This is a genomic window from Microbacterium sp. Leaf436, from assembly GCF_001424715.1.
GTDB lineage: Bacteria > Actinomycetota > Actinomycetes > Actinomycetales > Microbacteriaceae > Microbacterium.
This window is the reverse complement of record NZ_LMRB01000001.1, coordinates 209,240-223,666: the sequence shown is the minus strand read 5'-3', so window position 1 is coordinate 223,666 and position 14,427 is coordinate 209,240. Positions and strand designations below refer to the sequence as shown.

Sequence of the window (14,427 nt, the reverse complement as noted above, 5' to 3'; positions counted from 1 at the left end):
AGCCCGGGCGCATGATGGAGTCATGCTCGCGTCCGACGGTCCCGGTGTCGCGGTCACGGCGACGCTCGTGATCCCCGCGTCCGAGCTGTCGTGGCGGTTCTCGCGCTCGTCGGGCCCCGGCGGGCAGGGAGTGAACACCGCCGACTCTCGGGTGGAGGTGATGTGGGATGCCGTGGCCTCGACCGCTCTGTCGCGCGCGCAGCGCGAGCGGGTCCTGGACCGCCTGGGGAACCGCCTCGTCGACGGCGTGCTGACCATCGCGGCGTCGGAGCACCGCGCGCAGGCGCGCAACCGCGACGCCGCGCGCGACCGGCTCGCCGCGATCCTCGCCGAGGCGGTGCGGCCGCCCGCCCCTCCCCGCCGCGCGACGAAGCCGACGCGGGGCTCGAAGGAGCGCCGCCTTCAGGCCAAGCAGCGCCGCACCGACGTGAAGCGGATGCGTCGGCGACCGACCGACTGAGGTCGGAGGGCCGGCCCGGCCGCTCCGCCGCGTCAGCCGGCGGCGCCCCCGGAGCCGCCCTCGGCGCGGCGGCGGCGCACCTGCTCCTCGAGGTCGGCGAGGTGCATCTCGCGCTCGAGGTCGGCGATCTGCTGCTCGGTGGTGCGGGTCGCGCTCGGCGCCGCCGGCGCGGGCGTGTCCTTCTGCCAGCGGCGCGGGTCGCCGAACGACATCGGTGCGGAGCGCGCCTCGTACTCGCGACCGAGCGCGAACCACAGGATCGAGCCGATCAGCGGCAGCAGCACGATGAAGAAGATCCACGCGAACTTCGGCAGATGTTTCACCTGGTCGTCGCGCCGGGTGATGACGTCGATCAGGGCGATCACCAGGACGGCGACGGTCAGCAGGGCGAGTACTGGCATGGCATCCACCCTGTCGCAGAGTCGCGGCCGCGTCCACCGACGTGTCGCGGGCGGGCCGAACTCCGACGCCCCCACCACGAGGGCGGGGGCGTCGGACGGGACTCAGGATGCCGAGGGGGGCGGCGCCTTGCGCGAACGCGGCGTCGGGGTGTTGTCCACCGGCTGGCCGCCGCGCTGCTGGCCCGGCAGGGGGCGGGAGCGGCGACCGTAGATGACCTCCGACGAGTCGAGCAGCCACGGCACGAGGGTGATCGAGACGCCGTGCACGAGCATGAGCTGGTGCGCCAGGCGGCGCGAGCGCCGGTTGTGCAGGATCGACTCCCACCAGTGCCCCACGATGTACTGCGGCAGGTAGACGGTGACGATGGCCGAGCCGTTCTTCTCGCGGTACTTCTTGATGAACGTCGACACCGGCGAGGTGTACGTGCGGTACGGCGAGTCGATGATCACGAGGGGGATGGGCACCTCGTGCTCGGCCCAGTCGCGCTGCAGCCTCGCCGACTCCTCTTCGGTGATCGCGACGTGCACGGCGAGGGTCTTGTCGTGGTTGGCGGCCAGGGCGTAGTCGATCGCCTTCGACGTGGGCTTCTGCAGGCGGTTCACCAGCACGATCGCCACGTCGCCCGACGAGCCGAAGTGCACCGTGTCGTCCATCTGGATCTCGTGCTCGACGTCGCGGTAGTACCGGTTCACGCCGATCATCAGCACGGCGAGGATCGGGATGGCGATGAACACCAGCCAGGCGCCGTGCGTGAACTTCGTGACCGTGACGATCAGCAGCACGAGCACCGTCATCGCGGCGCCGACGGAGTTGATCCACAGGCCCGAGATCGCGGAGCGGCGCTCGATGGCCGCGGACTGCTGTTTCGCCGCCTCGGCGGGCAGCAGCGCGAAGGCGCGCAGAGCGCGCCGCCAGTGCCGCACCATTCCGATCTGCCCGAGCGAGAACGACACGAACACGCCGATGATGTAGAGCTGGATCAGCGTGGTGAGGTTGGCCTGGTACACGATCAGCACGCCGATGGCGACGATGCCGAGGATGATCATGCCGTTCGAGTACACGAGGCGGTCGCCGCGGGTGTTGAGCGCCTTCGGGGCGTAGCCGTCGCGGGCCAGGACCGCGCCCAGCAGCGGGAAGCCGTTGAAGGCCGTGTTGGCGGCCAGCAGCAGCACGCACGCGGTGGCGGCCTGGATGATGAAGAACGGGATGCTGCCCATGCCGAAGGTCGCCGCGGCCACCTGCGCCATGAGGCTCGGCTGCGGGTTGTTGGCGCAGTCGAAGCCGATGAGGTGGCAGGGGTTCTCGGCGTAGTGCACGCCCGAGATCAGCGCGAGAGCGGTGAGACCCGCGAAGAGCACGATGGCGATGCCGCCCATGAGGCTCAACGTCGTCTGCGCGTTGCGGATCTTGGGCTTGCGGAACGCGGGGACGCCGTTCGACACCGCCTCCACCCCGGTCAGCGCCGAGCAGCCGCTCGAGAAGGCGCGCAGCACGAGCAGGATGAGCGCCGCCTGGGTGAGCGACTCGGCCTGCACGGCGTAGTTGGCGCTCGAGGCCTCGGGAGCGTCGCCGAGGAACGTGCGGGCGAGGCCCACGACGATCATCACGCCGACCGACCCGATGAACAGGTAGGTGGGGATCGCGAAGACGCTCGATGCCTCGCGCACGCCGCGGAGGTTCACGATCACGATGAGGATCACGAAGCCGACGGCGATCTCGACGCGGAACGGGTTGAGTTCCGGCAGCGCCGAGATGATGTTGTCGACCCCGGATGCCACCGACACGGCCACCGTGAGCACGTAGTCCACGAGCAGGGCCGCGGCCACGACCACGCCGGGCACTTCGCCCAGGTTCTTGCTGGCGACCTCGTAGTCGCCACCGCCCGAGGGGTAGGCCTTGATGAGCTGCCGGTAGCTCAGCACCACCACGATGAGGAGCACCACGACGGCGACCGCGACCCACGGGCTGAGGGTCAGCAGGGCCGTTCCGCCGATGAGCAGGATCATCAGGAGCTCCTGCGGGGCGTACGCCACCGAGGAGAGCGCGTCGGAGGCGAAGATAGGCAGCGCCATCTTCTTGGGCAGGAGCTGGTCGTCGAGTTTTTCCGACGTCAAAGGCTCGCCGATAAGGATGCGCTTGGCCATCGGCGTCTCGACGCCGGGCTCGCGACTTTCTTCAGTCACGGCGCGTGACACTACGCGCACTGGACGGGCGGCGCAATCCGACGCGCACGTCGTTCATCGCATGGCAGTCAGACCGTGATCAACGCGACAACACGGTGCCGGGTCGGCTCGAGGCGCGAACCGTGGGTCAGGCCGGGGCGGCCGCCTCGGCGATGAACGCCGCGACCGCGTCGGCGCCGGCGTGGTCGTCGGCGCTGATGGTCACGACGGCGTCGCCGGCGAACACGACCATCTGCCCGTACGCCCCGTGCAGCCGCCACGCCGCGCCGGGTCCGTCCCACCCGGCCAGGGCGTACCGGCGGTACCCGTCGCCCGCGCTGCCGGTGTCGATCCAGGCCGAGTGCAGGGCGTCCACCGTCTCGGCCGGGACGAGTCGTTCGCCCTGCCAGACGCCGCGGTCGCGCAGCAGCAGGCCGAGGCGCGCCATCTCGTCGGTGCGCAGGGCGAGGCCCTCGCCGGCGAGGATGCGCCCGGTGCGACAGCGCTCCCAGGCGAGGTCGGCGAGGCCGAGCGGGGCGAACAGCCGGGGGCGCAGGTACTCCTCGACGTCGCCCGTGCGGTGGGCCAGCACGTGCATCGCGGTGTACGTGCTGGCGTTCGAGTACTGGAACACGCGGCCGCGCGACGGGCGCGAGAGGAACTCGGCGGCGAGGTCGGGCCAGTCGGTCATCATCGTCGGCGACCACGGCAGGTCGATGCCGCTCGACATCGACAGCAGGTGGCGCACGGTCACGTCCGGCACGGCGGTGGGGACGATGCCCGCGACGGGCTCGTCGAGATCGAGCAGCCCGTCCGCGGCGGCGATGCCCGCCGCGAGCACGCACACGGCCTTCGCGACCGAGTGGATCTCTTCGCGCTCGTCGGGCGTCCAGCGGTGCTCGGCGACGTCGTCGCCCACGCGCACGTGCAGCCCGTGGGCGCCGAAGCCGGTGTCGTCGATGTGGCGCACGAGCGCCGCGCGCAGGTCGTGGGCCGGGGTCATCCCCCCAGGCTACGGGCGGGCCGTGTCAACCCGCGGGGTCGTCGGGCGGCGACGCCGCACTGGTCTCTAGGATCGCGGGGTGAACGACATCGTGGGCTCGGGGCTGCTCGCCGTCATCGCGGGCGGGGTGGTCGCCGTGCTCGCCCTCGTGCCGTTCGTCGCCGTGAGCTACCGGCGCCGCGGGGGTCTGACGCTCTGGCGCACGCTGCTCTGGGCGGGGGCGGCGGTGTACTTCTGGGCGATCTGGACGTACACGCTCATTCCTCTGCCCGACGACGACCTCTACCGCTGCGCGGGAGTCAACCTGCGGCCGTTCGAGTTCGTCGACGACATCCGCGCCGCCGTCGCCGTGTCGGGGCGCTACCTGACCGATCCGACGGTGCTGCAGGTGGCGTTGAACGTGCTGCTCTTCCTGCCGCTGGGCTTCTTCCTGCGGGTGCTCGGGGGTCGCGGCATCCTGGTCGCCGGTCTCGTGGGACTCGCGACCTCGGCACTCATCGAGACGACGCAGCTGACGGGCGTGTGGGGCCTCTTCCCCTGCGCGTACCGCGTGTTCGACGTCGACGACCTGATCGTGAACACCTCGGGGGCCCTGCTCGGCTCGCTGGTCGCCTTCGCGGTGCCCGCGGCGCACCGAGGGGTGGCGAAGAGCCCGGATGCCGAGGTGCCCCGCCCCGTGACCCGCCGCCGCCGTCTGCTGGGACTGGTCTGCGACGTCGTGGGCATCTCGCTCGTCGGCGTCGCGGTGTCGGTTTTCGTGCAAGCGGTCACGGTGCTGCTGCTCGGCGAGTCGGCCACCCTCGCGACCGACGAGGCGGCCTCGTGGGCCGGGACGGTGGCGGGCGCGGCGCTCTGGCTGGGGGTCGTGCTGGTGACCGGCCGGTCGATCGGCGACCTCGCGACGCGCGTGCGGTTCACCAACGGCATCCTGCCGGTCTGGGTCGCCCGCCCGCTGCGATTCCTCACCGGGGCGGGCGCCTACGCGGTGCTCGCGGCGCTGCCGGCGCCGTGGTCGATCGCGGCGTTCCTGCTGGCGCTGGTGACCGGCGCACTTCTCGTGGTCTGGCCCGACGGCCGCGGCCTCACCGGCTGGATCGGTCGCCGGCGCCTGGTCGACGATCGGGCGGGCGTGGTGAGTCCCTCGGTCGACACGAGCGCATCCGGGTGACCCGGCTCGGTCTGTGCGGCGTCGACGACGGCGTGCGCGTGCACCGGGTTCCGCCCCCTCGGCGGGACACGGGCGAGGCCGCGCCGACCGACGCCGCGGACCGCCCGCTACCGTAGGCCGCATGGGGGAGCCGCTGTCGGCCGCGGATGCACGCATCCTGGCGCTGGAGTCCGATGTCGTGCGCGGGCATGCGCTGAAGCTGCTCGTGCTCGAGCCCGGCGAGGCCCTCGATCTCGAGGCGGTGCGCGAAAGCGTCGCCGCCCGACTGCCGGCCTTCCCGCGCGGGCTCCAGGTGATCGTCGACGACGGCGACGGACCGGCGTGGATCGAGGCGACCGACGTCGATGTCTCGCAGCACGTGCGCCGTCACGCGGCCGACGACCCCGCGGCGCTGCGCGCGGTCGTGGGCCGGCTCATGTCGGAGCCCCTCGACCGCTCGCGCCCGTTGTGGAGCGTCGACCTCGTCGGCCCCCTCGCCGATGGTCGAGAGGCGGTGGCGGTGCGCCTGCACCACGCCCTCGCCGACGGGCTCACGGCCGTGCGCTTCCTCGAGGCGGTGATCTTCGAGCCGCACGACGCCCCGGCGCACGAGGTCGGCCTGCGCGATCCCGACGCCCGCCCGACGCGGTGGAGCGAATGGGAACGGATGCCGATGACCCTTGCCCGCGAGCTCGCTCACCCCGGCTCGCACTCCCCGTTCGACCGCCCGATCAGCGCGCGCCGCGCCCTCGCCTTCGTCGACGTGCCGCTCGCCGAGGCACGCGCCGTCGGCGCCTCGCGCGCCGACCACGCCACGATCAACGACGTGCTGCTCACGGTCATCGCCGGGGCCCTGCGGCGGCGCCTCGTGCACCACGGGCACGTGCCGCGGCTCAACGCCCAGGTGCCCGTGAGCCTGCACGAACGCGGCGAGGACGCCGCGGCATCCGGCAATCGCGACTCGTTCGTCGACGTCGGCCTGCACCTCGACGAGCCCGACGACCTGCGTCGGCTCGACCTGCTCAGCGCCCAGACCCGCGCCCGCAAGCACGCCCACGACGCGCGCGCCCTCGACGAGCTGTTCCACGCGCTCGCCGCGGCCGGGTCGGCCGGCGCGCTGCTGCGCGGTCTCGCCGACGACCCGCGCGAGTTCGCTCTCGCCATCTCGAACGTGCCCGGGCCGCGCGTGGCGGTGTCGGTCGCCGGCCGCCGGGTGGGCCACGTGTACACGTCGTCGGAACCGGGGCCGAGGCACGCCCTGCGCGTGGCCGCGATCTCGAACGACCGCTGGCTCGGAGTGGGGTTCTGCGTCGACCCCGAGGCCGTGCCCGACGTGGAGCTGCTGGCCGATGCCGCTCACGACGCGTGGGAGTCGCTCCGCGCCGGGGACGCCTGAGACGCGCCCGGGGCTACAGCCCGAGGGAGGCCAGGAACTCCAGCTTCTTCGCGTTGTACGCGTCGGTCCAGCTGCCCGCGGCACCCATGAAGCCGTGCCCCAACGTTGCCTCCTCGGCGGAGGGGAGGAACACGGCGTTCGAGACGCCGAGCTCGTCGAGGCGATCGTGCAGGGCGGATGCCTGATCGGGGAAGGTGCCGTCGTTGCCGTCGGCGATGAAGGCCGGCGGGAAGTCCGCCGTCACGTGATCCGTGACCGACGCTTCGACCATCGCGGATTCGGAGGTCCCGACGAAGGCGCGTGCGGAGACCCCGAAGAGGAAGTCGTTCAGGGGGACGGGCGCTTGGGTCTCACCGGCTTTGTCGAGCTCGAGGGCGGCACTGTCGAGGACGACGGCCTTCAGCGCGCTCTCGAGGACGGGATCGACGCCGATGCGCTCCGCATACGCGGCGTTGGTCTGGACATTGGCGAACTGTCCCGCGAGTTGTCCGCCGGCGCTGCCCCCGCCGACCACGACGTCGTTCATGTCGAGGCCGAGTCGCTCGGCGTTGTCCTGGAGGAACGAGACCGCTTGGGAGATCTGCTCGATCATCTCGGTGTCACTCGCCGTCGGGGCGAGGGCGTAGTCGAGGCTCACGAAGTTGTACCCCGCGTCGGTGACCGGGTCGGCGATGACCGAGAAGCCCCCGCCCGGCGCGTTCGGGTCGCCCGTCGACTTCGATCCTGCGACCCAGCCGCCGCCGTGGATGTAGACGTACGTGGGGCGAGCGATCGAGGGGTCGTCGTCGGCGATGTAGAGGTCGAGGAAGCTGTTCGGATACTCGCTTCCGTACGAGATGTCGCTGGTGAGGCGGTCTCCGTTGTCGGTCACCGTGGTCGCGCCCTCCGGTCCTCTCGGGGTGAACGAGGAGGTCTGGCCGGCGAGCGATTGCAGGGTGACCCCGAGGCTGGCCGGAACGACGGAGATCGTGATGAGGGCGAGTGACACGATCGTCGCGACCGTCAGGAGGCCCGCGGTGGCGGTCGAACGGAGGAGGCGACGGCCACGGGTCGAGCGATCCGCTCCCTCGGCGCCGCGCGCGGCCCTTCGCGAACGACGGCCGAGGAAGCAGGCGAATGCGACGACGGCGGTGGACACCTGGGCGATCACGGCGGCCGGGTACCAGTGCGCGAGCATCCAGCCGAGCTGACCCACGACGCCCAGAGCCGCCACGACCGCCACGGCGACCGCGGCACGCGGGGTGCGGAAGGTCCGCCGGATGAGGATCGAGCAGAAGAGGACGACGATCACGAGACCGCCGTACACGGGCCAACGCAAGAAGAAGAGCTGCCCCCAGGCGGCGAACAGCGCGAGGATGCCGACGAAGAGCGGGGCCCACCGGGCCCATCGGGCGCGGAACGGGGAAGCGGGGACGGGGGAAGTCATGGGGCTCCTTAATTGCACTTGGCTGCAACTATACAGAGTAATGCAGTTATGCCGTTCGCTACCATCGACGAATGGATGCCGTTTCCCTTCGCGAGCGCTCTAAAGAGCGCCGTTATCGTGCGATTCTGCTGGCGGGAATGAGGCTCTTCGCCGAGCAGGGCTACGAAGCCACCACCGTCGCGCAGATCGCGAGGGAGGCGGAGGTGTCCACTCGTTCGGTGTCGGCGTACTTCCCGACCAAGCTCCACATCGCGACCGCGTCATCGGCGGCGGCGGCTCACCGTCTGATGGGCGCGTTCTCTTCGTGGGGCCCGGGTTCCTCCCTCGTCGACCTCGTCGACCGGTGGCTGCGTGACGAGCCGTCCTTCGTCCCCGACGAGGAGTGGCGGACGCGTGCCGCCATGCTGCAGCGGAACCCCGTTCTGCACGGAGCCGGTACAGACGAAACCGCACCGCTCGCGGCCGCGGCCGCGACGGCGATCGCCGACGAGCTGGACGTCGATCCCGACGACCCCGCTGTCCACGTCGTCCTCGGGATCATCTCCGGGGTCGTGTTGCGGTTCGAATTGATGACGGGATACGACCGCGAGAGCGGCGACGCGCTCGTGCTCGTTCGCGCAGCGCTGTCCGGGGCCCTCACTGCGCTCCGACGCGTGCGAGAGGACCGCTAGGCGGGTCGCTCGTCGCGGGAGCCCGCCGCCGGCCGTGAGGCGGAGGGGGCGGTCGAGGAGCGGGGGATCACCTCGACGATGCCGGAGTCCGTCGGCCCGGGAGGGATCCTCAGCCCGATGCTGTTCCCCACCCTCGCGGCGATCCCGCGGCCTTCGGCCTGGAGGTTGAAGCGCACACTGCTGAGCGGGGGGCTGCTGAAGGCGGCCACCGTGGTGTCGTCTCCGCCGATCACTCCCAGATCCTCCGGTGAGCGCAGTCCCATCGACGCGGCAGCCGTGAGGACGCCCAGGGCGGTGATGTCGTTCCACGAGGCGACGCCCCAGGGGCCGGGCGCCTTCGTCGTCCACGTTCGCAGGACGTCCTCGATCTGTCGGACGTCGCGCTCCACGACGGCGACCGCGGATCCGTCCACCCCCCGCTCCCGGCAGAACGCGCGGAACGCGGCGACTCGCGACGCGACGAAGGGGCGGCCGCGCGGCTCCTCGATCGCCAGGTACGCGATGCGCTCATAGCCCTGCTCGAGAAGGTGCGTCAGCTGGGCCTCCACGATGTCTGCTTGTCCGATCGCCGTCGCGCGAGTGCGATCGGTGCGGTCGAGGATCCACGCACCGACCTCGGGCACGCCCGCGGCCCGAAGGGCGCCGGCGTCGACGTCGCCCAGGGGGTCGAAGGTCACGACGCAGGCGGCTTCGACCTTGCCCAGCAGGCGGTCGAGAGCGCCTTGCCAGTGGGGTCCTTCGTACCGGACGGCGACGAGGCCGTACTGGCTGACGAGTTGCCCGATCTCCTCGAGAAGGAGTTCCAGTTGGCCGCCGACCTCCCAGTCGGGAACGAGGAGGAGGACGACGTCGCCCCGACCTCTCCGGAGCGCGTTGGCCGCCGGCGAGCTGATGTAGCCGAGCCGTCTCGCGACCTCGCGGACGTGGTCTCGAGTGGACTCGCTCACCTGAGCGTCGCGGCGGTCGTTCAGGACATAGCTCACGGTCGCGCGCGAGACACCCGCCTCGCGAGCGATGTCGACAGTCCGGATCCTCGCCACGGGTGTCCAGTGTAGTAGACACGTGTCGATTCTGAGTTGACACGTGTCTACCGAACCCATTAGCGTGACCTCCGCGCATGTCGTAGACACGTGTAAATCGAGGAGGATTTCATGTCACCGTCGTTCGATGCCGCGGCCGGCCACGCCGCTCCCGCAGAATCCCCGCCACGGCCGTGGCGGGTGGCCATTATCGCCGGGCTGGCGTCGTTCGTCGACGGTGCGGCGCTGAGCGTCAACGGGATCGCGCTCGTGATCTACCAGCAGACCATCGGCTTGACGCCCGAACAGGTGGGCCTGTTGACCGCTGTGGTGACCGTCGGCACGGCGATCGGAGCCCTGATCGGGGGTCGTCTCGGTGATCTCTACGGACGCCGGAAGGTGTTCATCGTCACGATGGCGATGGTCGTCGTCGGCACGCTGGGCCCCATCTTCTCGGGCGACTTCTGGCTGCTGTTCGTCGGGCTCGGGCTCGTGGGGCTGGGGGTGGGCGCGGATCTGCCGGTGTCGCTAGCCACCATCGCGGAGGCTGCCACCGAGAAGAACCGTGGGGCGATGCTCGTCTTCACGCAGGTCTTGTGGATCGCCGCGTCGCTCCTCGTCGTCATCCTCGCCGCCGCCATCGGTGGTCAGGGGCGGATCGCGGGGCAGATCCTCTACGGGATGGTCGCACTCGTCGGAGTCGTCGGGCTCGTCCTCCGCCTGACGCTCCCGGAGTCGGCGAGCTGGCTCGCCTCGCGAGAGGAACGTCGTCACGACCGGCGTGCGATCCACGTCGTGGGTTCTCGCCTCTCCGACCTCCTGTCGCCGCCGCTTCGTCGGCCGCTCCTGGTGCTCACCGCGTTCTACGCCCTCGTGAGCATTCCCGCGGGGATGCTCGCGTCCTACATCACCTACATCGCCGTGAACGTCGCCGGAGTTCCCGTCGAGCAGTTCGTCGCCTACACCGCGATCGCCTTCCCCGTGGGATTCCTCGCCCTCTTCGTCTTCATGAAGATCGTCGACACTCGATTGCGTCGGCCCTTCGTCTACGGGTGCGGCCTCTTGACGGTCGTCGTGCTGATCGTCCCCGTCGTCTTCGGGCTCAGCATCGTCTCGCTCCTCGTCGTCTTCACGCTCATCGGAGGGATCGGGGCGATCTGCGGCGAGCCCATCACGCGCGTGTGGTCGAACGAGTCGTTCCCCACGATGCTCCGTTCCACGGCCCAGGGGTTCATCCTGACCGTCGGCCGCCTTCTCCTGGCCGCCTCACTGACGATCGGCCCCGCTCTGATCGCGTTCTCCATCACCGGCTTCTTCGTCGCCCTCGCGGTCGTGCAACTCCTCGCCGTCGCCGTCGCGTACGTGGGCTTTCGAGGGGGACGCATTCAGAACGCCTTCACCGCCTCGAACGAGTCGTACGCCGACGTGGCATCCGTTCCCGTGGAAGGAGAGCGTCATGCTCCTCTCGTCTGATGAAAGTGTCGAGGCCAAGCCCGCTGGGCGGGGAGAGCGAACCTCCGCAAGGATGCCGCGAGGGTTCGCGGAGCCCGGCTACGGAGCGGTCGCCGACGCGTTCGCCGACGCTGCCGCCGCCAGCCCGCGCGGTGGCGCGGCGCTGACGATCATGGTCGACGGGCGTACGGTCGTCGATCTCCAGGCGGGGTTCGCGGACGCCGCAACTCACCGTCCGTGGACTCGGGACACCCCCACCGTCGTGTTCTCGTGCAGCAAAGGCCTGCTCGCCGCCCTCGTCTCCCGGCTGGTCATGGACGGGCTGCTCGATCTCGACCGTCCGGTGGCGAGCTACTGGCCGGAATTCGCGCAGGCCGGCAAAGGTGGCATCCCCGTGCGGTGGCTGCTGACCCACCAGGCCGGCCTCTCCTACCCGGTCGAGAACGTCAGCAAGGCCGACGTGGTGGCGTGGACCCCCGTGGCCGACAAGCTCGCGGCACAGCGGCCGCTGTGGGAGCCCGGCACCGGATGGGCTTACCACGCCCTCACGATGGGGTGGCTCATCGGAGAGGTCGTCCGGCGGGTCACCGGCCGCTCGGTCGGCGAAGCGTTCCGTGATCACCTGTGCGATCCGATCGGCGTCTCCGCATCGTTGGGAGCCCCGTTCGGGAGCAGGGTCGCGGTCGCCGACATGGCCGCCATCCCCGGATTTTCTCGTGACTCGCTGGCCGGTGTCGTCGGCGCCGAAGACATCGCGCGGTCGTTCACGCTCGGCGGCGCCTTCCCGATCGAGCTCGTCGGTCCGGGAGTGGGTTTCAACGATCCCGATCTGCAGAAGGCCGAGATCGCCGCCGGCGGAGTCATCGCGACCGCGGCGGATCTCGCGTCGCTCTGGTCGTCGGCGATCCTCCCGACGGCGGGAAGCACACCGATCGACCCGGCGGTCCTCTCCGACATGACCGCCCGGCGCACCTTCGGAGGGCCCGTCTTCGGTATCGCCGGGTCACCGACGCCGCGCTGGGGCACCGGCTTCATGATCGACTCGCCGGAACGGCCCCTGCTGAGCCCGTCGTCCTTCGGGCACGACGGCGCCGGGGGACAACTCGCTTTCGCGGACAGCGACAACGGGATCGGGTTCGGGTTCGTCACGAACGACCTCCGCGGCGACGGCGATACGCGCTCCCTCGACATCCTCACTGCGCTTCGAGCCACTCTCTGAGCGCGTGGCATCTCCGGAACGACGCTTCGTCTTCCGGTCGCAACTCCCATTCCCTTTCGAAAGGATTCCGGCCATGCCGATTCTCCCCGCCCTCCAGGCCGCCCTCGAGACCCTCCCACCGAGCTCGATCGATCTGAACGACATCCCGTCCGTTCGTTCCGAGGCCCTCGCCGCATCGGCCGGCTTCGCCGCGATGGTCGCCGAACCCGGCCCGGAGGTCGGCGCCGTGACCACCGCTCAGGTGGAGGTCGCCGATGGCACCATCGACGTGCGCATCTACCAGCCCTCGTCTCCCGGGCCGCACCCCCTCCACATCTACTTCCACGGGGGCGGGTGGATCGCCGGCGGCATCGACGACGCTTTCACCGACATCGTCGGGCGCGAGCGCGCCGGACTCGCCGGATACGTCACCGTCACGGTCGACTACCGGCTCGCGCCCGAAGTGACCTTCCCGATCCCCGTCGACGATTCCTACGCGGCGCTCCTGTGGGCGGTCGAGCACGCCGGCGACTTCGACGCGGACCCCCGTCAGGTGACGCTCGGCGGCGGCTCCGCCGGTGCGAACATCGCGGCGGCGGTGGCCCTGCGTGCGGCGAACGAAGGGGGACCCGCGATCTCGTTCCAGGTTCTCGAGGTTCCCGCACTCGACCTCACCTGCAGCAGCGACTCCTTCACTGCCTACGGTGGCGGTGAGTATCCGCTCTCCGCGGAAGAGATCCGTACCTACATCGGTCTGTATCTCGCGGGGCCCCTCGATGCCCTCAACGAGTACGCCTCCCCGCTTCTCGCGGAGGATCCGACGCGGTTCCCCCCGACGCATGTCACCAGTTCCGAGTTCGACCCGCTGCAGGACGACGGTCGACGTTTCGTGGAAATGCTTTCGGCGGCCGGCGTGGAGGCGACCTTCACCCTCGGCGAGGGGCAGGTGCACGGATCGTCTGGCTTCACCCGGATGCTTCCCGAGTCGGCGGCGTGGCGGGACGAGATCATCGCGCTCCTTGTGGCGCACGATGCTCGACGGGCGTGGACGGCCTGATGCGCCCCCCGCTTCGCACGGACGCGCACCGTGCTTGATCCCGCCGACCGGTGGGTCTGGGACTTCTGGCACGTCCGGGACGGCCCGACGCACCACCTGTACTACCTGCAGGCGCCCCGATCGCTCCGTGACCCCCACCTGAGGCACCGCAACGCCACCGTCGGTCACGCGACGTCGGAGGATCTCGTGAACTGGACCGAACACGGTACGGTCCTCCGCCCGGGCGGGCCGGGTGCACCCGACGCGACCGCGACCTGGACGGGTTGTGTCGTACGGGCGGAGGACGGGCGCTGGCGCATGTTCTACACCGGCGCCACGTTCCTGTCTTCGGACGGGGACGCCAACGTCGAGGTCATCCTCAGCGCCGTCTCCGACGATCTGCATCACTGGCGGAAGGACGTCTCCGTCGCTCTGCAGGCCGATGCGCGCTGGTACGAGACCCTCGGATCCTCGAGCTGGCCGGAGGAGGCCTGGCGCGACCCCTGGGTCTACCGCGGAGACGACGGACTGTGGCACATGCTCGTGACCGCTCGCGCCCGCCACGGTCGCGTCGACGACAGAGGGGTCGTGGGTCACGCGACGTCCGAGGACCTCCGTTCCTGGCACGTCCAACCGCCGCTCACCGCTCCAGGCGAGGGATTCGCCCACCTCGAGGTCGTCCAGCGAATCGTTCTCGGGGGGCGGCCGATGATCGTGTTCTCCGCGCACTCCGCCGTGATCTCCGCGGAACGTCTCTCCGCCGGAGCGCGGACGGGAGTGTGGACTGCGCCGTGGGACGCCTCGATCGACCTTCGCGATGCGCAGAACGTCGACGCCCCCGACCTCTACAGCGGTCGGATCATTTCGACGCCCGACGGCCCCGTGCTCTTGGGCTTCCTGCTCGATACCGACGGGATGACGCCCCGTGGCATATCCGATCCCATGCGGCTCGACGGCGCCCTGTTCGCCGGATCGAGCGAAGAGACCGCCCTCCGCCCTTGATCGCGGTGCGCGCCCCCGCGGTACCGCGTTGCGGGAGCGGATCTTCCCGATCC

13 protein-coding genes are annotated in these 14,427 nt (G+C 70.5%); 8 read left to right on the top strand and 5 right to left on the bottom strand.

Annotated elements, in window-relative coordinates; all coding sequences use genetic code 11:
- Positions 1–22 precede the first annotated feature (22 nt).
- Positions 23–460: an alternative ribosome rescue aminoacyl-tRNA hydrolase ArfB gene (arfB, locus tag ASG45_RS00970; protein ID WP_055832130.1), complete on the top strand. Its 438-nt coding sequence runs from the start codon at positions 23–25 to the stop codon at positions 458–460.
- Between the two features lie 32 nt (positions 461–492).
- Here the strand turns inward: arfB and ASG45_RS00965 are convergent, their stop codons facing one another.
- From ASG45_RS00965 to ASG45_RS00955, 3 genes are all read right to left on the bottom strand, one after another.
- Positions 493–861 (bottom strand): PLD nuclease N-terminal domain-containing protein, encoded by a 369-nt coding sequence (locus tag ASG45_RS00965; protein WP_055832128.1) that lies wholly within the window; start codon positions 859–861, stop codon positions 493–495.
- A 102-nt stretch (positions 862–963) separates the two neighbouring features.
- On the bottom strand, positions 964–3,006 hold the full coding sequence (locus tag ASG45_RS00960; RefSeq protein WP_156459362.1) for an APC family permease: 2,043 nt from the start codon (positions 3,004–3,006) through the stop codon (positions 964–966).
- A gap of 166 nt (positions 3,007–3,172) precedes the next feature.
- Positions 3,173–4,027 (bottom strand): serine hydrolase domain-containing protein, encoded by an 855-nt coding sequence (locus ASG45_RS00955; protein ID WP_055832123.1) that lies wholly within the window; start codon positions 4,025–4,027, stop codon positions 3,173–3,175.
- 79 nt (positions 4,028–4,106) lie between these two features.
- Between ASG45_RS00955 and ASG45_RS00950 the strand changes: the two genes are divergently transcribed.
- Together ASG45_RS00950 and ASG45_RS00945 are read left to right on the top strand one after the other, a co-directional pair.
- On the top strand, positions 4,107–5,195 hold the full coding sequence (locus ASG45_RS00950; protein ID WP_055832120.1) for a VanZ family protein: 1,089 nt from the start codon (positions 4,107–4,109) through the stop codon (positions 5,193–5,195).
- 121 nt (positions 5,196–5,316) lie between these two features.
- Entirely contained in the window at positions 5,317–6,570 is a 1,254-nt protein-coding gene (locus ASG45_RS00945) for a wax ester/triacylglycerol synthase domain-containing protein (RefSeq protein ID WP_055832118.1), read from the top strand.
- 13 nt (positions 6,571–6,583) lie between these two features.
- Here the strand turns inward: ASG45_RS00945 and ASG45_RS00940 are convergent, their stop codons facing one another.
- A complete protein-coding gene (locus ASG45_RS00940) occupies positions 6,584–7,996 on the bottom strand; it encodes an alpha/beta hydrolase (protein WP_055832116.1) in 1,413 nt (470 codons plus the stop codon).
- A 71-nt stretch (positions 7,997–8,067) separates the two neighbouring features.
- Here ASG45_RS00940 and ASG45_RS16425 point away from each other — a divergent pair, with 71 nt between their 5' ends.
- Positions 8,068–8,667 carry a TetR/AcrR family transcriptional regulator gene (locus ASG45_RS16425; RefSeq protein ID WP_082516402.1) on the top strand — a complete coding sequence of 200 codons (600 nt, stop codon included), beginning with the start codon at positions 8,068–8,070 and terminating at the stop codon, positions 8,665–8,667.
- Here ASG45_RS16425 and ASG45_RS00930 read toward each other — a convergent pair.
- Positions 8,664–9,707 carry a LacI family DNA-binding transcriptional regulator gene (locus ASG45_RS00930; protein ID WP_055832112.1) on the bottom strand — a complete coding sequence of 348 codons (1,044 nt, stop codon included), beginning with the start codon at positions 9,705–9,707 and terminating at the stop codon, positions 8,664–8,666. The genes ASG45_RS16425 and ASG45_RS00930 overlap by 4 nt on opposite strands.
- Positions 9,708–9,818: 111 nt before the next feature.
- On the opposite strand from ASG45_RS00930, the gene ASG45_RS00925 reads away from it, so the two are divergent.
- The 4 genes from ASG45_RS00925 (at position 9,819) to ASG45_RS00910 (ending at position 14,374) form a co-directional block, all read left to right on the top strand.
- On the top strand, positions 9,819–11,159 hold the full coding sequence (locus tag ASG45_RS00925) for an MFS transporter (protein ID WP_055832110.1): 1,341 nt from the start codon (positions 9,819–9,821) through the stop codon (positions 11,157–11,159).
- 52 nt (positions 11,160–11,211) lie between these two features.
- Positions 11,212–12,357, top strand: coding sequence for a serine hydrolase domain-containing protein (locus ASG45_RS00920; protein ID WP_055832108.1), 1,146 nt, complete (start codon positions 11,212–11,214; stop codon positions 12,355–12,357).
- A gap of 73 nt (positions 12,358–12,430) precedes the next feature.
- Positions 12,431–13,393, top strand: coding sequence for an alpha/beta hydrolase (locus ASG45_RS00915; protein ID WP_055832106.1), 963 nt, complete (start codon positions 12,431–12,433; stop codon positions 13,391–13,393).
- Between the two features lie 30 nt (positions 13,394–13,423).
- Positions 13,424–14,374 (top strand): glycoside hydrolase family 68 protein, encoded by a 951-nt coding sequence (locus ASG45_RS00910; RefSeq protein WP_055832104.1) that lies wholly within the window; start codon positions 13,424–13,426, stop codon positions 14,372–14,374.
- Positions 14,375–14,427 lie beyond the last annotated feature (53 nt).

Bases quoted from the DNA above. Each gene is read 5' to 3' on its own strand.
- ASG45_RS00960 (WP_156459362.1), bottom strand. From the start codon at position 3,006: ATGGCCAAGCGCATCCTTATCGGCGAGCCTTTGACGTCGGAAAAACTC.
- ASG45_RS00945 (WP_055832118.1), top strand. From the start codon at position 5,317: ATGGGGGAGCCGCTGTCGGCCGCGGATGCACGCATCCTGGCGCTGGAG.
- ASG45_RS00940 (WP_055832116.1), bottom strand. From the start codon at position 7,996: ATGACTTCCCCCGTCCCCGCTTCCCCGTTCCGCGCCCGATGGGCCCGG.
- ASG45_RS00925 (WP_055832110.1), top strand. From the start codon at position 9,819: ATGTCACCGTCGTTCGATGCCGCGGCCGGCCACGCCGCTCCCGCAGAA.
- ASG45_RS00955 (WP_055832123.1), bottom strand. From the start codon at position 4,027: ATGACCCCGGCCCACGACCTGCGCGCGGCGCTCGTGCGCCACATCGAC.
- arfB (WP_055832130.1), top strand. From the start codon at position 23: ATGCTCGCGTCCGACGGTCCCGGTGTCGCGGTCACGGCGACGCTCGTG.
- ASG45_RS00915 (WP_055832106.1), top strand. From the start codon at position 12,431: ATGCCGATTCTCCCCGCCCTCCAGGCCGCCCTCGAGACCCTCCCACCG.
- ASG45_RS00920 (WP_055832108.1), top strand. From the start codon at position 11,212: ATGCCGCGAGGGTTCGCGGAGCCCGGCTACGGAGCGGTCGCCGACGCG.
- ASG45_RS16425 (WP_082516402.1), top strand. From the start codon at position 8,068: ATGGATGCCGTTTCCCTTCGCGAGCGCTCTAAAGAGCGCCGTTATCGT.
- ASG45_RS00965 (WP_055832128.1), bottom strand. From the start codon at position 861: ATGCCAGTACTCGCCCTGCTGACCGTCGCCGTCCTGGTGATCGCCCTG.